This is a genomic window from Dapis purpurea BLCC-M126 (assembly GCF_050015975.1).
Classification (GTDB): domain Bacteria; phylum Cyanobacteriota; class Cyanobacteriia; order Cyanobacteriales; family Microcoleaceae; genus Trichodesmium.
This window is the reverse complement of sequence record NZ_JBNHER010000004.1, coordinates 33,000-50,137: the sequence shown is the minus strand read 5'-3', so window position 1 is coordinate 50,137 and position 17,138 is coordinate 33,000. Positions and strand designations below refer to the sequence as shown.

Here is a 17,138-nt window from a genome sequence, read left to right as displayed (position 1 = left end):
TATCAGCTAAACTCAAAGAGAGAATTGCTCAATTATGCGATGACTACGGCATTAAATTGATAGAAACAGAAGAATCCTATACAAGTCAATCAAGCTTTTTAGATAATGATGAGCTACCTAAATATGGTGAAAAACCCGACGGGTGGCAGCCTTCAGGAAAACGGATTAAGCGTGGTTTGTATCGTAGTGCCGATAATTGGTTAGTCAATGCCGATTGTAATGGTAGCGCAAATATTCTCAGAAAAGTAAAGGCAATGCTTAAATTAGATTTGAGCAAAGTCAATAGAGGCATCTTGACGATGCCCATCAGAGTTAGGCTTTGGGCTAATTCTGTGCAAGAATCTCCGTCGCTTTAGCGCGGAGAGCGTCAACTAGAGTTAATATAGAATGCACCTTTCTATCACATCTAAAAAGTTTCTAGAATTTCTTAAGATTTACTTAAGCTTTTCCAGCAATTATTTATGACACAATATTAGATAGAGTAGTCCTTGATACAATTTTTTGTGGTGTGGATTCTACTTTTAATAAGATAAAACTTTTTTGAAAAAATTTAAAGATTGGGCAGAGGTCTACTCTTCAAGTCTCATGAGATTGCAATCTAATTCCAGCCAAAAATTAGGCATGGGGAGGTAAAATCATGTTTTTAAAACATAAACAGACCGATGATTTAATCGAAATTATCCGAATTGAAGATGTCTATGATCCCTGTTTAAATCAAGTGATGGGCAAGTCTCATTCGGGTGAAGAAATGCAAGATCCAACAATTTATCTGAAAGCTGATTTAATGTTTCCTTCAGGGGAAAACTTACCCGTTTGCTGGTTAGATCCGAATTATCGGATCAAGAAAACCGGAGCAAAATCTACTCGAATGTCTATCTCATAGTCTTTGAGTCTCAAAATCAAGGAAAATTGAGCATTCTCCAAGTTTAATTAATTTCTATTAAATCGGACTTGTTTAACAAAGCAAGTCCGATTTTTTTAAGACTTTCCGCTCCTTAAGGATTTTACCACAGCAATATTAGGAACGGGTTGAAGTTACCGAATAATTAATTATTAAACAATTCAGGTTTAAAGCCTCCCCTTTTAAGGGGATAAAATCAAACAAAATCTCTGAGTGTCAATCCCCTCCCTTCTTTTAATAAAGGGTAATTGTTAATTGCTGAATACCAAAACCTAATGCTGATTTTATACCATAAAAATTTATTTTTATCAAGTGTTTTTAACCATACATTATTTTCGCTGCACTAATAATGAAAATTAGCTAAATTAAAAAAAAGCATCAAAGTAAGCCATAATCTATATTTATCAAATGATTCAAGTAGAAAATGAGCCACAGGAGAAATTAAAAATGCCAGGAAAAATATTATTAGTAGATGATGAACCAGGATTACGGGAAGCCGTACAAGCTTATTTAGAAGATAGCGGTTTCCATGTGGATGTTGCGAGTAATGCTAATGAAGGATGGGATATCCTACAATTACATTTACCTGACTTGGTAATTACAGATATTATGATGCCCCAAGTAGACGGTTATCAATTTCTGCAAAAATTACGAGAGGAACCAAGATTTAAAGCTTTACCTGTAGTATTTTTGACTGCTAAAGGAATGACTACAGATCGTATTCAGGGTTATCAAGCGGGTTGTGACGCTTATCTTTCTAAACCTTTTGATCCAGAAGAGTTAATAGCTATTGTAGAAAATTTGTTAGATCGTCGAGCATCAGTACAAACGACTAATGAAGGGGAAAATACTCCCGATATTGCTGCTTTAGCAAGTCAAATTGCCGAAATAAAAGCAATGTTGATGGGAAAGAATGCGATCGCTCAAACTCCCTCACCGATAAAAATAGATTTGACTCCTAGAGAACAGAGTGTTTTAGACTTGGTAGCTAGAGGGTTAATGAATAAAGAAATTGCTAGGGATCTAAATACCAGCGTTCGGAATGTGGAAAAGTATGTGAGTAGATTATTTACCAAAACTGGAACGAATAGTCGAACGGAATTAGTTCGTTATGCTTTGGAGCATGGGTTGACTAATTGATATAGCAGGGAATAGCAAAATGGTGGAATAGTAGGGGCGGGTTCCGTCATTAAATTAATGAGTTTTCACATTTGATTTGGATAAACCCGCCCTAATGCACAAAATTATTTGTTTCAGTCCACTGCTGTACTCCTAAATATCATCGTTGGGGGGCGGGTTTATCTGAATTTCGGCTGAAAATTTATAACTTTAAAGGGAAACCCGCCCCTACGAGACTAACTAATTAGCTATAAAATGAAAAAAATCATCATCGGTGTGATGGGTGCTGGGAGTGGCGCTACTTCAACGGACTTGAAAAATGCTTATAAACTTGGTCAATTAATTGCTCAAGAATCTTGGGTTTTATTGACAGGTGGGCGAAATATGGGGGTGATGGATGCTGCGAGTCGGGGTGCGAAGTCTGTTAATGGTTTGACTATTGGTATTTTGCCTGGGAATAATCTTGATGGTATTTCTGAGGCGGTTGATATTCCGATTGTTACTGCTTCGGAGGTTGCTTTAGCAATTAAGAATAATAAAAAGGTGATTTTGTTGGGTAGTAATTTGGAAAGTCAGGCTTTTTTTGTTGCTTTGTCTCCTGAGACAGTTTTTGTTGTGGATACTCCAGAAAGTGCTATTGAGAGGATAAAGAATTTAGTTTGAAAGTTAATAGTTTCAATCCTTGAAATATTTTGTAGATATTGTAGGGGCGATTCGCGAATCGCCCCCACAGCTTATGGTTGTCTCTCTACTTGTTGTTTCTGTTTCAATCCCTAATAGGGATTATTAGTTGTTTAAACTTGAAAATATTAATTCCTTGGCCTTGAAGATAGAAGTTTCAATCCCTAATAGGGATTATTAGTTGTTTAAACTAATGATTTTGTTAATTTCAGGTAATTAATCGTCAAGTTTCAATCCCTAATAGGGATTATTAGTTGTTTAAACCTGAGGTAAGATTATCAATTTCACAAGAGAAATTAGGTTTCAATCCCTAATAGGGATTATTAGTTGTTTAAACTGCCACCTTCTACAATAGGAGTCCCTATTGGATATGTTTCAATCCCTAATAGGGATTATTAGTTGTTTAAACGGTTCACAGAGTTTTACTCGGTATTATTTATCGGAGTTTCAATCCCTAATAGGGATTATTAGTTGTTTAAACTCCTGATATTGAAAGACTAGAGTCACTATCGCTGTGTTTCAATCCCTAATAGGGATTATTAGTTGTTTAAACTTTCTGAAGTGCCAAATAACTCTCAATCAATGGTTTAGTTTCAATCCCTAATAGGGATTATTAGTTGTTTAAACGCCACTTCACCAAATTGAGGCGAATCTGAGGTAAACGTTTCAATCCCTAATAGGGATTATTAGTTGTTTAAACGTGATTCCAAGTTTCGGTTTGGTCTATCTCTGGCGTTTCAATCCCTAATAGGGATTATTAGTTGTTTAAACTTCATCTTGGAAGATACCTAGTTTAATTTCGACGTTGTTTCAATCCCTAATAGGGATTATTAGTTGTTTAAACCTGATATTTGATGAAGCTCCATTAGTGCTGGAGCATCTGCTGTTTCAATCCCTAATAGGGATTATTAGTTGTTTAAACAGCTGCTTCTGCTGCTGCATGAGCAGTAAGGATATGTTTCAATCCCTAATAGGGATTATTAGTTGTTTAAACTCAATGAGTTGAGTCAGGATGTTGGAATCATCAATAGTGTTTCAATCCCTAATAGGGATTATTAGTTGTTTAAACTTGTACCGATCTAGGATTTGACGAAAAGGAATGGGAAGCCATGTTTCAATCCCTAATAGGGATTATTAGTTGTTTAAACTTGCCTCGCTTTCATTGAATAATTTGTCGGGGTTGTTTCAATCCCTAATAGGGATTATTAGTTGTTTAAACTGATTTTGGCGTGCCAGGCATACCGAAGCCTACGGTTTCAATCCCTAATAGGGATTATTAGTTGTTTAAACTTTGACCTAAGCAAAATAAGTACTTGTATCAGTAAGTCGTTTCAATCCCTAATAGGGATTATTAGTTGTTTAAACCAATCACCCTCTGTGCCCTTGGGATATAGATAAAGTTTCAATCCCTAATAGGGATTATTAGTTGTTTAAACGTGAAGAAAGCCGATGAGATTGGCTGTTTACCTAGTTTCAATCCCTAATAGGGATTATTAGTTGTTTAAACTTATAGGTGTTGGGAAACCCTCCCAGATTATGCTTACGTTTCAATCCCTAATAGGGATTATTAGTTGTTTAAACCGCAGGATTTTAGAACCCTTACCATATTTAGTTTTCAAGGTTCGATTGCGACCATCTACTAAACAATAACATAATCCCTGAAAAATTTGCAAGAGCCAAAAAGAGGTATGTTCCCAAAACCCCCACCAGGCCAACAACAGAGAAACTGCGACGATCGCCTCAAACCTTCCACACAAATCAAACCCTTCCCCAGACTTAATTTCAGCCATTATTTTTTTCCTCTCAATTTCTACAGCTACCGATCGTCGCACTGGTTCCTCTATTTTCTACACAAAAAACATAGTATCATCCCTTACCTCTGGCCCACCAATTCGTTCTACTTTCCCCTGACAACATTGGCACAAAAAATAAAAACGAATATTATCTTCCTGGGCTTTCAGTAATTTGGCCAAACGACCCCGCAATTTAGCATATTGAGTTTGAGTTAGATCGCACTCAAATATACTATACTGCATCCACTGTCCATAGGACTTTAAAATATTATGAATTTTCGTCCGTCGTTTATCATCAGAAACATCATAACAAACAACCACAAACATAAAAATTATCTCCTCAAAATAAATAATAAAACCCCAGCTCGGGCGATAGAAACTGGAGTCAAAAAATCCCAAAATCTAACGCATAATTAAAGGTGGATATTGTTCAGTTTCTCCCATCAAATATTTAGCCAATAACCGCGCCTGAACTTCAAAAGATTCTTGATAAGTATATTGACGCTTCATGGCTGGATGCTTAAACTTAAACTGCTTCCTTTTTTCATATAAAGTCAGAAATTTTTTCAACCCATCTTTCGTCAAAGAAACTGCTCCACTTATAGGTTCAGTTGTAAAATTTTCGGCAGTCAAAGTACCTTTATTTACAGCAGTAAAAACTACCATATCTACCACCAAAGGACGAAACTCTTCCATCAAATCTAAAGCTAAGGAAGGACGACCATAACGTTCATAATGTAAATACCCCAAATAAGGATCGAAACCAACAATATTAACGGCACTTTGTACATCATGGCGCAACAAAGCATAACCCAAACTCAATAAAGAATTAACTGGGTCTGTAGGAGGGCGACGTCGCCGTGCTTCAAAGGTAAAATCTGACCCTTTAATTAACTGATTAAAACAACCAAAATAAGCAGCACTCCCAGCACCTTCTAATCCGCGCAAGGAATCTATATTATTAGTAGAATTAATTGGGGCGATCGCTCCTTCTAATTTTTTCAAAGGTAGCTCGAAATCTAATTCGGAAGATTCTCGTTGCCTACGCAATAAAATATTGCGATAATTCTTCAATTTTCCCCGAACAAAACCTTTAACAACATGAACGGCTTGTTCAGATTTTCCCGCAGCTTTCCATTGAGCAGAACGAACAAAAATATTTTTAGTCATCTCTGGTTCTAGTCTGCCTAAATATTTGCCATTTTTTGTGAGAAATGACAAAGGAAGTTGTCGCGACAATAATTCCATTACCACTTGAGGAGAAACAGTTGCTCGACCTAAAATTACAACTCCATCTACTTTAATTAACGGAATATCTAAAAGTTTTTGTTTATCAGCTTTAACAACTAAACGTTCATCATTTTTGCCAATAAAAGCATCTTCGCAAGTTATGTAAGTAGTACCCATTTTTTTCAGTTATCAGTTATCAGTTAGTAGTTGTTAGTTATTAGTTATCAAAAAAACCTAACCCCCCAACCCCCTTTCCTGGGAGGGAAGGGGGAGTAATAAAACTAGAATTGACAATCTTATCAAAGCCCCTCGCCTACAAGGAGAGGGGTTGGGGAGAGGTCTTAATTTATGAAACTTATCCACAAAATCAAGCTATACATCCTACTACCAAAAATGTTAGGTTTTGTCCCTCAACCCGACCTAGATTTAAACTTTTGAATTCTCAATTCTGAATTCTCAATTTAAACCTCCTCTCGATACTTATTTACTCGTTCATTTGCTAAAGGTAAACATTGAGAAAAAAGACTACAACCACGACAACGAGGACTATAAATTGCCAGAGGTATAATTCCCGACTCCCACAACTTCAACACATCAGAAATAGTAGAGATCGCCTGATTTCTTAATTCTGTTGAAATTTCCACAAGTTGCCGTCGATGAGATTCAGCATAATAGATATAACCAGTATTAATAGTTTTACCAGTCATCTCTTCTAAACACAAAGCTTGAGCGCAAACTTGTAATTCATCATTATCCCATTTACCCTTTTTTCCTCGTTTATATTCCACAGGAAAAAACTCACCATTTTCAGCTTCGATTAAATCAGATTTGCCGATTAATTTATATTTTTCCGACTTTAACCAAACGGCGCGGACTTGCCAAACATCCTCTCGGTTTCCTTCACCCAAAGTATGGATTCGTTCATGGATATTTGTACCTTCAATTGTGTATTGATTATCGACAAATTCTCCAGCACAAAACATCCGCCAAAAACGATGTGAGCAATAATTATATTGATTCAAAGCAGCAATTGGAACATAATCATTATTTTGCATAAATAAACCTTGATTCTTGATAGTATAAAGACTTAATTACTAAAAAATTTATCTGTCATTGGGAGGCGGGATGGATAAAAAATAGCTTTATTATTTGCTCTGATTAATCCCGCCGAAGCAATCTTGATACAAACTGGGATTGCTTCGGAGGTATTAATGGCTTCATTTGTTAGATTAACTTTCAATTATTCCCCCTCACAATGACGCTTGAAAAAGCTGAGATTGCTTCGGGGGTATTAATGGGTTCATTTGTTAGATTAATTCTCAATTATTCCCCCTCGCAATGACATTTTCATGTTAGTTATTAATTAACCCCCCATATTATTTAACCTTCTCACTATTCCCATTCCCATCGGCGTTTTTCTACCCAAACCGCAATACATAGCAAAGTCAGCCAAAGCATTAATTTGTTTAATTTTCTCTGGTTCAATATCGCCAAAAATTCGATATTTTACCTCACCTACTACCCCAATAAATTTACTCCGAGAATCAGAAACAATCTCTGTATTAATATCCAAATAACTAGGATAAATAGACTCAAGTGGAATGTCAAAAAATTCCATCCCACTATATTTATCCCAACGATTCAACAGAGAATTAAACACACAATCTTTAGTTGGCATCGGTGTATCATAACTCCCTTGGCGAAAACAAGTAGGAGTAGCAAAATTTAAAGCAATAATTCTCTGAGAATCAGAAGCATTTTCATATAATTCTTGATAACAAAAAGAACCTGCCCAAGGTTGATGAAATTTCGACGTACCAAGAATACTAATAATGTTTAAATTTGCCGGACCTAAATGCCAAGGTTGGTCAGGATTAATATTCAACCAAAGTTGAGCTAATTCGCCGAATAAATTATCGTCTAAAAGAGAAATTCGCCACCAACAATTAGTATTTGCTGGAATAGAATTTTTATGTTGGTATTGGAAAGTATGACTTCGACCTTTTGACTGGAGTTTTTTAGTTTGTAAAGGACTAATAGTAAAAGGTTTATTACCAGTAGATTCATGGAGGTGATCGCCCAAACTTTTATCGACAGAACTAACTAAAGTTAAGAACAAAGCATGGAGATGTCTACCTGTTAGATATCCGGTAGGAATGGGAGATTGAGGTATTAGATTGAGGACGAGACTATAGGGCATTTGTGATAATGGATAATGAATAATGGATAATTACCTCTGGTTAAAACCGATATTAATTATCCATTGGTAAAGCGGAGATAATTTAGGTTGTTGAAAATTAATTTATCTATCCGTCGTAACCAACCAATAAAAGTGTGAAATTTATGACAATAATTCAATAATATTTCTTAAATTAGATGTTGGGTTTCATCCTTCAACCCAACCTACATTTTTAACGTGTTAAGTAAGACTAAAACGATATTCCATCTGAGCGGGAATATCTATATTATTAAATCTGTAACATTGCCCCTTGAGTTTGACATTTTTAATTAGACTTACAGGAGGCATATTTATCACATCATAATTAATAACTTGATGGGAAAAAATCACATCCAAAGGATTTAAAGGGAAAGGAAAAATAAATTCTTTTTCTGTAGTTGAAGCTTTTAAGTCTAGAGTTTCCTCTACTTTAACTTCTGCCTTACTCATCCACTTTCCCAAACGAATCCATCTCGCCAGTTTTAGTGGTTTTTCAGAAATAATAAAACACTCAAAAATGCTTTCTGGAGCTATTTCTTTATTTCTGCCAAAACTAGGAATATTTTTCTGAGTCTTTTGCATTTCAACATGATAGCGGTTATCGGCATATTTCCAAGTATTGAGAGTAGTAGAATGGGAAAGCGATCGCCCAGGAGTTACATAGATTTTCTGTTGATTTAGTGGAGTTAAATGTTCCTCATATTTTGGCATTTGTTGTGGACAAAAATAACTATAACTATGTTCTTCAGGAACGCGAGTTGAGTAGATGTCACTATCTATTAATCCCAGGGCATAACAGAGGGCATAATTATGAATTATAGGTTCAGTTTCATAGAGTCTACCTATTTCGCGAGTAGCAAAATATAGGTTGTCATGGAGTTCTATTTCTAGGCGATAAATTAAGGTCATTTTTCAGAAGGAAGAAGGAAGAAGGAAGAAGGAAGAAGGAAAAAGTATACTAATTTGGCGCATCTCATATTTACAAAAATACTTTTTTATATTCCCTGTTTCCTTTTCCCTAAAAGCGATAAATTTTTGGCTGTATTCAAAATTGAGATGCACCTTACCAATCTTTACTTCGATTTCTATAAATTTTATTTTTTACTAGAAGTTGTCTTAGCTTTACCCTTGTCTTCTGCCTTTCCTTTTATATGTACTTTTGCATATTCTTTAGCTTCATTATCTGCTTTTTCTAACATCTGTTTTAATCCTTCTTCATTACCAATAACTGACTTAACTTCCTGCAATAACTCAGCAAAATTTTCTCCCACAAAATCACTATGCACAATAAACTCCTCTACCATTAAATTTTCGATTGCTTTTTCAGCAGAATTAACCACATCATCCTCATCTAATGGGTCGCGAATATTCAACTTTTCCTCAGCTTGCAAAATGTCATAAATTGCCTGAGTCCAACGTAAATTACTTACAATTTCTCCATCGGCAAAAATTATTCCTATTAATTCATTTCTTACCCTTCCCGTCCGAGTGGTTTGCGCTCCATAATGACGGGTGCGGAGAATGTTATTAAACACATACAAAAAATTTGCTTCGGTGGGGTCTTTTAAAGTAACAATACTAGGGAAAAAAACCTGGGGTTTGATATGGTCTTGCTGATTAATTCGACTCGTAACTTCTCCCGGTTTAGAATTATTTTCTCCCTTAGAAGTCATAGTTCCATTTTCAAAAGGAGCATTCAGGGTAAAAGTTTCGTGAGATTCATCAAAAGCAGTAATAGAAAAAGCAGTATCTACGACAACTTTTGACTTTTCTGAACCAGAGTCACCTATGGCAAAACCATAAATAATACAGTCAGGATTATCCATTGCAAATTTAACGTTATATTCGCAATCTTCAGCCTTCATAAAACCATAATTCCGGAGTAATTCTCTACCTACTAAACGTTCGGGAGTAGATTGTTTTCTCTTAAACATACTCAGGCGACTAATAGGATTTTTGTTATTAATTCCTGCTCTTACTCTGGCTTTATTTAATTCTCCATCTGTTTGAAATAAAGGATAAGATTCGGTAATGCGAATTGTCAGGAAGTGAACGTATTTTCCCATTGGTTTGTAGGGGATTTTTTCGAGGAAAAATTTCGAGTCAACTGATTTGAGAAAAGTCATTATTTTTTGTCTCCTATTGAAAGTTTATTGAGAATGAAAAAATTGGAAATTAATGAGATTGCTTCGGGGGGATTAATACTAAACTTGACAGATTAACTGTTAATATTTTCCCTGGCAATGACAGTTATTGTAGGTTGGGTTGAGGAACCGAAACCCAACAATCAAAAATTTATCGTAGTTATAGTAGCTTGGGTTGAGTCAAGGAAAAATTTCGAGTCAACGGATTTAAGAAATGTCATTATTTTTGGTCTCCTATTAAAAGTTTATTGAGAATGAAAAAATTGGAAATTAATGAGATTGCTTCGGGGGGATTAATACTAAACTTGACAGATTAACTGTTAATATTTTCCCTGGCAATGACAGTTATTGTAGGTTGGGTTGAGGAACCGAAACCCAACAATCAAAAATTGATCGTAGTTATTCTAGGTTGGGTTGAGTCAAGGAAAAATTTTGAGTCAACGGATTTAAGAAATGTCATTATTTTTGGTCTCCTATTAAAAGTTTCTTGGCAATGAAAAAATTGGAAATTGATGAGATTGCTTCGGGGGCATTAATACTGAATTTGAGAGATTAAATGTTAATATTTCCCCCTCGAAATGACAGTTGTTCAATTGTTTCCCTATTTTCATATTCACAAGGTGAATATCTGACTAAATTTTCATCAGCTAAACAACCAGCAGTTTTTTCAAAAAAACCTGGAGGCCAACCTAACTCTTCAGGTGTTTTAGCAGACTTTTCTAATTTATTCTGTTGATAAACTAGAATTATTTCTAGTTCTCTATCTGCTAAATCTTTGGGAAGTTGTATTGTCAAATTTCCATCCCTATCTACGCGAGTTGTTAACTTAATAGTTTCCATGATTAATTTCCTCCTTTTGAGTTGATAAATTACTTATTACTTTGTAGAAACAAAACCTATATTATCGATGAGATTGCTTCGGGGGTATTAATACTGAATTTGACAAATTAATTGTGAATATTTTCCCCTCGCAATGACAGTTATAATAGGTCTAGTGTAGATGCCAAACCCAAGAATCAAAATTACTCACTTTCATCATCTACTTGGTTAGGATTTTCTTGATTTTCCCTGTCATTTTCTAGTCTATAAAGAAACTCGCAAGTGTCGCGAATTAAATTAATTTGTCTTCCGGAAAGACGGGCACGATCGCCTGCAAAAGTTTCATAAAAAACGTCTTTGACAAAATAACTAGCAAATTTCAAAATTGCCTTTCTTTCTTCCTCCCTTTTTTTGAATATCCAACGACCTTCGGCAGTAGAAGCATGAACCCTATCCATTAATTTAGAAACCTCAGCAGCTACGGCATTAACTAAAGTTTCATTCTGAAAACTTGGGTCAGCATTAAGAATTACATCTTTCGCAACATCAAGAGGTTTCAACACAGCGTTAGTCTTGGGATTATACTTTTTATTTGCCCGATAAAATTCCCGATATAATTCTGTCAGTTTTTGAGGATGATTCAAACTTGATTCTTTTTCCATAATTTCTAAATTTTCCTTTTCTTGGTTGTATTTAACATTCGGGTCAAAACAAGGATAAAAATAATAAGTATAAAGCTTAATTTTTTCAATCCTGGCAGTTTCCACTTTTTGATTTCTTACCCATTTATTTAAGTAGGAAAAAACATAAAGAGGACTGGTTTCAAAATCTTTAGCGAGTTCGGTTAATTTTCCCCAGTTGGCATCGTAACCACCTTTCCCTACTTTGGCATTTACATCTAAATGAATGGCATAAGCAGCAGTCAAAACATTTAGAGGAGCGGGATATTCCTTCCCGTTTTCTTCCCAACCTTCCAAAATATAGTCCAGTCGGAAGCGATCGCCCCTCACCAACGAGCGAAATGCTTGGGGTGCAGTATCCAGAAAGACGGTTTCTTCAAATTCGCTGCCGTCATTAAAAGGTGGGATAGGCGACTCAGAGACGACGGTTTTGATATCCAATATCATTGGAAAGGCAAATGCTAACCAACTTGGCATTACCCAAGACTCAGTATCGGTGTCGCCTTTACCGGGTGGCATCGCCATGAAATAAAATGTCAAAGGTTGATCTTCTGGGTAGGAAAGTTTAAAAGTGCGGTCTTTTTCTGGTTCGAGATTTTCATCTATTAGGAAAGTATCAACACTTTGATATTTTTCTCTAGTAAAGTTTGCTTGAAAGTCTCGGTTGATAAAATGATTTCTGATGCTAGTATCGAACCTAGTTTGAGCAATATCGCTATAAGCTTTTTGGAGGAATTTATTTGTTTCGGGGGTACAGTAATAGGTAGGGTAAAAATATAGATACCGATACTTACTATCCTCGAATTTTTTTCCCGTTGCTTGAGTTTGATTCATCAATATTTGACGCAACATCATTTCTATTCCGGCAATATTAGAAATATTCCGTTTAGCATTTGAACCTCCTAACATTTGTTTGTTTGTATAAACCTGGGGGGTGAACAAAACTGCAGATTCCATTTGTTCGGTAACTGAGTAGGGAGAATGGGAAATTGAACAGATTAATTTCCGCCCTCTTCCCGGTTTCTTTGCTAACTGATAATTTGACAATTCATCGAAAAATACTTCTGCGGATGTTTTGGTTATTTCTGTTTTTCCAGGTAACATGACGACTTGCTTCACCCATTCCCGCAAATCATCCCAACCATCGGCAAATTTATATTGTTCTAGTACGGGTTGAATGAGTTGGGAAATATGAGAAATAGTTTTCTGGCAAATTTCTTTTACATCCTCAACTCCGGGATTACTTTCTAAATATTTAGCTGCCAAAAAATACCAGTCATAAGGTACTCCTCCAGTATTACCTTTCAATTTTTGTTCTTTGAGACTTTCGTTAATATTTTGGATTTCCCGAATTTGGGGAATGTATGCCGATAATTCCCAGTATTCAGGAATTTGATGTACTAAATTTTTCGTTTCTAGGTTTGCTGGTAATTCTGGCAAATCTTTATTTTGCTTCCTTAGCTTATCTATATTATTAACAACTTCTCCCCAAATATTCCGAGTCATTACATCTCCAAATTCTGCAATCTGGTCAATTCTCAGGTCGTCGTCAAATTGAAAATTATAATCTGCCGATAAAATCTGCTGTTGCTGAAATTTGACTAGATTATCGCTGCGACTTTTAGCTACAGATTTTTTGCCTGGATGTAAAATTCTTAAAGTTGCTTCGAGGGCAACTTCTATTAAACTAACCGTGTCAAAAAATAGGTTGTAATATTCAGCATATTTCATGCCTTTACCATCTCTGCCAAATCCAGTTTGTCGGAGTCGGAGTTGCTTGGCACAAAGTTCTTTGATTTTACTAACAACCAGTTCCGGTAAATTTTCCTCTGAGATGGGTGGAGCATTTTTTTGTGTTAGATAAATAACTCCCGTGGGTAAATAAAGTAATGGCTGATAATATTTTTCTTCCTCAGTATTAAGATTTTGATAGGCTGCCATTACGGCATTATTAACTATATTAGTTAGTACGCCCCTATTTTCGGCGATGCTGTGGTAAGAAAGTTCTAACTTTCCATCACTAAGTTGATGAATAATATTATGGAGGCTAGAATTTTTTGCATCTTGGGGATGCTTAATAATAGATGATAATAAGTCCGCTAAAAGAGTTAGGTTAGATAGACAAATAAGAGAGCGATCGGGCAGTTTTGGATTTAAGCCACTTTCAGATAAATTCAAATTAGTATCGTTCCGTTTTTGAGTATTGTAGGCAATGAATAATAAGTCTTCTAAATATTCAACCCACCCCTCCGGTTTTTCGGGATTAATCAATTTATCTAAACCCAACAATGGCACCATTACCCGAAAAATTTCTTGATGTTCTGCGATGGAAAGTTTACGAATATCTTGGTCAGAATTTTTGTCTATATCTACATATTTTTCTGGCATTCCTGGAAATAGATTGTACTTAAATTTCTCAAAGTCATGGAGAAGAAAACCAGCGATTAAAATCCTGCGTTTGATTTCTTTATCCCGCGCCATTTCTCGTTTAACTGTGGTATCTAATTCCTCTAATCTTTGAGCAATTAAATTTGCTGGAAATAATCCATTTAATATGTGAGTATTTAAAGATTGGTCGGCAGCATTGTCACGTCTAACTTTTGTTTTGCCTTCTGCTTCTCGTCGAAAGTCGATTCTATCAAAAAATTTCCCTCCTTTCGCAGTAACGCCAATGGCAAACTTCAGCAGATTAGGTAATACATATTTTGCAAATTCTCTGATGACTAAATCATCTCGATTTTTATCAATTATTGCCTCTCGTAAAAGTTGGAGTGTGAGTAATTCTTTGTGAGTAGGTTCGATGTCGCGATTAGTCTGTTCAAAACTCAGACCTAACTCTTCATCTTCTAACCAATCATCATCAGAATCATCAATAGGTTCTGGATTAATATTTTCCTGAATTTCTGTCATCTCGAATAAGGATAGTTGTTCAAAATCATTACTAGATTTTTTATTTTTTCTAGCCATTTTGTTGTTCCCATGAATTTAGATAATTGACAATTTGCTGAATAAAAATAGGAAATTTATCCAAAACAATAGGAATAGCTGCAAATACTAAATGATGATTAATTTTTTGATATTGATGTACTAGACGATTTCTCATTCCCGCAGATTGTGCTAATTCTGCTGCTAACTCCTGAGTAATAATTCCTTGGTTTCCTACTTCTATAAATGATTCAAAATAACTTTCTGGAGTTTTCTGATATATTTGTACTAGCAAATAACTATTAATATCTGAAGCTACTTCCACAATTAATTGAATAAGTCTTTCGGCAATAAGTTGAAGGTCAAAATTATTCAGATATTCATCTAAGCTAACAGATTGAAAACTTTGGAGACGGTCAAGATATTTCATCAAAAGTTCAATTCTTTTATTAATTACTTCTCGTTCCATTATTATTAAACTCCCTTCTTTTGTAACCAGAGTTCAATACTGTTTCTCTGAGACTTACGAAACTTAGCTGTATCTGCATAAACTTTCCAAGCTTTCATTTGAAAATTGACAAAATCTCCAGAGTTTTTTTCATAAATAAGTTTGCCATCTCGTGCCACATGAAAACCTAATAGTGGAGAAGATTTATTAAGTTCTACCACATCAATAATATCGCTGTTGATTTGGAAAATATTTCCCAATCCTGTCGGAACTTCAAACCATGCAAAAGCATTATCTCCCATCATTTTTTTACGAATTTCTTCATCATATAGTGCAGCAAAATCCCAGTCACTTTTGGCATGAGTATCCCCTCTAGCGCGAGAGCCAAATAATACCAACATTTTTAGGTAAGGGATTTTTTCTGGTAGTTGGGAAGAGAGTTTTTTTAAATCGGAAAATGATTCTGTTTTCATAGAAATTTCATCACTTATTATTTTTAGGACTTACGGAGAAACCGGGTTTTTCAACGAAGCTTTGTTGTTTGAGAAATAATCAAGCAATAAACCCGGTTTCTTGGTTTGTTTGCGTAAGTCCTGATTTTGTCGTTTATTGTTTTTAGTCACCGTTCGGTTACTACTCATCAGCCTAATATGTAGCAGAATTTATGAGCGCATGGATCGCTTTAGAGTCATTGCTATTATCTCTTCTACTGTAAAATCTGAAATACCATCAAGAGTCGGGAGTATGTCAGCTCCAGCTAATACCAGTGGTAATTCCTGATTCTCCCATACCCAGACTCGCTGTCGCTGAATGTCAATTAACCAAGCAAGTTGAGTCCCGTTGCTCAAACAATGCAGAATTTTGTTCTGTAAGTCTAATGTGCTTTGATCTGGGGAACGAATTTCTATTAACCAATCTGGTGAACCTTGCAGTGGGCCATCTTCATCCTGGAGGCGATCGCTTTTAACAACTACAATGTCTGGTACGACGGATAAGGGGGGAATGATACACCGGAGTTCTTGAATAGCTTCGTATGCTTGGGTTTTATTGTTGATGGCATTTACAAGATTGCGCTGGAGGCGGGAGTGAAACAGAGTTGGCATGGGTTTTTGTTGAGCTTGTCCATGAATGAATTCCCAAGCAGGAGAAGTTTCTATATTAGGTTGTTGGAGAAAAGTTTCTAAGGAATTAATAAGACTAGAGGATAGTGTCATAATTAAGTTATCCGCAAAAACATATATTTACAGTCAAAATTTTGTAATAAAATTTTGATACAAACGAGTAGCATAATTAAGTTATCCGCAAAAACATATATTTACAGTGCAATTTCAGCAATTAACAATCTATAGTGTTCGTTGAATTAAGGGATTTTTTCTGGTAGTTGAGGAGAGAGCTTTTTTAAGTCGGAAAATGATTGTATTTTCATGGGAATTTTATTACTTTTAAATCGTTGAGTTTTTAACTTTTAGTCATAGTCATACTCCGAGTCACAAATTGACTTCCCATCTGGAGAATAAGGATTTGACAGACATTTTAATTCCTGATTCTCATCTCTTAAGTAATCAATTTCAGGAAAAATGTTTGTTGATAAATCATTGAACTTAGCTTCAAAAGAATTAAATTTTTGCATAATTTCTTCGTACTTCTTATTTATGTGATCGATGTCGGTTTGCTGCTCATACAGCAAACTGTCGTGTTCTGACAGTCGTTTGTCTTGGATCGTATTACGCTGTCTTTCTGCTTTTATGGCCTCAACTAGCTTCAGCAATCCAGTTAGTTGGCCAGTTATCAAATCCAAGTCTAAGTTTTGCTTATACATACTCCATATCCATTAGCTTTTATATTAGAGTAGCACAACTATATTATAACACCCTAATTTTTCATATATCTTCTCTAAAGTTTATTTATTAGCAATATGTAATTATCTAACAACTTTATTTTTGATTTTGAGGAAAATATAACAGAGATATTTTTAAATTAAAAAACAAAAAAGTAATTTTTAATAGATAGTAGAAAAATGCTAAAGCCAAATCAATTTTAATCAAAAAATAAAAAAAAATTATTAATATATGGTGTAAAATTTTATTCTTGCATTGTGCTATCTTGCTAAATGTGGGGTGAATCCCTATTAGGGATTGAAACAGATAATGACATATTGCAAATGCTGTCTTCACCCCGAA

Annotated in this window: 18 protein-coding genes and 1 CRISPR repeat array; of the genes, 6 read left to right on the top strand and 12 right to left on the bottom strand. The window is 35.2% G+C overall.

The features are described from left to right. Window positions 1–56: 56 nt before the first annotated feature. The 4 genes from ACP6PL_RS01115 to ACP6PL_RS01100 all read left to right on the top strand — a co-directional run bounded on the left by ACP6PL_RS01115 (window position 57) and on the right by ACP6PL_RS01100 (window position 2,683). Entirely contained in the window at window positions 57–356 is a 300-nt protein-coding gene (locus tag ACP6PL_RS01115) for a hypothetical protein (RefSeq protein WP_426541651.1), read from the top strand. A gap of 281 nt (window positions 357–637) precedes the next feature. Then, entirely contained in the window at window positions 638–883 is a 246-nt protein-coding gene (locus ACP6PL_RS01110) for an acetyltransferase (RefSeq protein ID WP_426541649.1), read from the top strand. A 465-nt stretch (window positions 884–1,348) separates the two neighbouring features. Beyond that, window positions 1,349–2,041, top strand: a complete 693-nt coding sequence (locus ACP6PL_RS01105; protein ID WP_426541647.1) for a response regulator transcription factor — start codon at window positions 1,349–1,351, stop codon at window positions 2,039–2,041. A 234-nt stretch (window positions 2,042–2,275) separates the two neighbouring features. Continuing rightward, a complete protein-coding gene (locus ACP6PL_RS01100; RefSeq protein WP_426541645.1) occupies window positions 2,276–2,683 on the top strand; it encodes an SLOG cluster 4 domain-containing protein in 408 nt (135 codons plus the stop codon). Window positions 2,684–2,783: 100 nt separating this feature from the next. Continuing rightward, window positions 2,784–4,282: a CRISPR direct-repeat array (repeat unit 37 nt; unit sequence GTTTCAATCCCTAATAGGGATTATTAGTTGTTTAAAC). 266 nt (window positions 4,283–4,548) lie between these two features. Here ACP6PL_RS01100 and cas2 read toward each other — a convergent pair. The 6 genes from cas2 to cas7d all read right to left on the bottom strand — a co-directional run bounded on the left by cas2 (window position 4,549) and on the right by cas7d (window position 10,068). Further along, on the bottom strand, window positions 4,549–4,821 hold the full coding sequence (gene cas2, locus ACP6PL_RS01095) for a CRISPR-associated endonuclease Cas2 (protein WP_426541643.1): 273 nt from the start codon (window positions 4,819–4,821) through the stop codon (window positions 4,549–4,551). Between the two features lie 75 nt (window positions 4,822–4,896). Beyond that, window positions 4,897–5,901: a type I-D CRISPR-associated endonuclease Cas1d gene (gene cas1d, locus ACP6PL_RS01090; protein WP_426541641.1), complete on the bottom strand. Its 1,005-nt coding sequence runs from the start codon at window positions 5,899–5,901 to the stop codon at window positions 4,897–4,899. Between the two features lie 284 nt (window positions 5,902–6,185). Continuing rightward, the gene (gene cas4, locus ACP6PL_RS01085) at window positions 6,186–6,779 is read right to left on the bottom strand and encodes a CRISPR-associated protein Cas4 (RefSeq protein ID WP_426541639.1); all 594 of its coding nucleotides are present in this window, start codon (window positions 6,777–6,779) and stop codon (window positions 6,186–6,188) included. A 308-nt stretch (window positions 6,780–7,087) separates the two neighbouring features. Next, the gene (gene cas6 / locus ACP6PL_RS01080; protein ID WP_426541637.1) at window positions 7,088–7,924 is read right to left on the bottom strand and encodes a CRISPR-associated endoribonuclease Cas6; all 837 of its coding nucleotides are present in this window, start codon (window positions 7,922–7,924) and stop codon (window positions 7,088–7,090) included. Between the two features lie 219 nt (window positions 7,925–8,143). Next, window positions 8,144–8,851 carry a type I-D CRISPR-associated protein Cas5/Csc1 gene (gene cas5d / locus ACP6PL_RS01075; RefSeq protein WP_426541635.1) on the bottom strand — a complete coding sequence of 236 codons (708 nt, stop codon included), beginning with the start codon at window positions 8,849–8,851 and terminating at the stop codon, window positions 8,144–8,146. A gap of 185 nt (window positions 8,852–9,036) precedes the next feature. Further along, on the bottom strand, window positions 9,037–10,068 hold the full coding sequence (gene cas7d / locus ACP6PL_RS01070; protein ID WP_426541633.1) for a type I-D CRISPR-associated protein Cas7/Csc2: 1,032 nt from the start codon (window positions 10,066–10,068) through the stop codon (window positions 9,037–9,039). 117 nt (window positions 10,069–10,185) lie between these two features. Here cas7d and ACP6PL_RS01065 point away from each other — a divergent pair, with 117 nt between their 5' ends. Beyond that, complete coding sequence (locus ACP6PL_RS01065) at window positions 10,186–10,338, top strand: hypothetical protein (protein ID WP_426541631.1); 153 nt, start codon at window positions 10,186–10,188, stop codon at window positions 10,336–10,338. An 86-nt stretch (window positions 10,339–10,424) separates the two neighbouring features. Next, a complete protein-coding gene (locus tag ACP6PL_RS01060) occupies window positions 10,425–10,583 on the top strand; it encodes a hypothetical protein (RefSeq protein WP_426541622.1) in 159 nt (52 codons plus the stop codon). Window positions 10,584–10,638: 55 nt separating this feature from the next. Here ACP6PL_RS01060 and ACP6PL_RS01055 read toward each other — a convergent pair whose 3' ends face one another. The 6 genes from ACP6PL_RS01055 to ACP6PL_RS01030 form a co-directional block, all read right to left on the bottom strand. Then, window positions 10,639–10,926 (bottom strand): hypothetical protein, encoded by a 288-nt coding sequence (locus ACP6PL_RS01055; protein WP_426541620.1) that lies wholly within the window; start codon window positions 10,924–10,926, stop codon window positions 10,639–10,641. A 182-nt stretch (window positions 10,927–11,108) separates the two neighbouring features. After that, window positions 11,109–14,552, bottom strand: coding sequence for a type I-D CRISPR-associated protein Cas10d/Csc3 (gene cas10d, locus ACP6PL_RS01050; RefSeq protein ID WP_426541619.1), 3,444 nt, complete (start codon window positions 14,550–14,552; stop codon window positions 11,109–11,111). Next, a complete protein-coding gene (gene hepT / locus ACP6PL_RS01045; RefSeq protein ID WP_426541617.1) occupies window positions 14,545–14,979 on the bottom strand; it encodes a type VII toxin-antitoxin system HepT family RNase toxin in 435 nt (144 codons plus the stop codon). Before hepT ends, cas10d begins: the two co-directional genes overlap by 8 nt. A gap of 5 nt (window positions 14,980–14,984) precedes the next feature. Further along, window positions 14,985–15,431 carry a type VII toxin-antitoxin system MntA family adenylyltransferase antitoxin gene (mntA, locus tag ACP6PL_RS01040; RefSeq protein WP_426541615.1) on the bottom strand — a complete coding sequence of 149 codons (447 nt, stop codon included), beginning with the start codon at window positions 15,429–15,431 and terminating at the stop codon, window positions 14,985–14,987. 189 nt (window positions 15,432–15,620) lie between these two features. Then, a complete protein-coding gene (locus tag ACP6PL_RS01035; RefSeq protein WP_426541613.1) occupies window positions 15,621–16,172 on the bottom strand; it encodes a Uma2 family endonuclease in 552 nt (183 codons plus the stop codon). Between the two features lie 251 nt (window positions 16,173–16,423). Beyond that, the gene (locus ACP6PL_RS01030; protein ID WP_426541611.1) at window positions 16,424–16,777 is read right to left on the bottom strand and encodes a hypothetical protein; all 354 of its coding nucleotides are present in this window, start codon (window positions 16,775–16,777) and stop codon (window positions 16,424–16,426) included. Between the last annotated feature and the right edge of the window lie 361 nt (window positions 16,778–17,138).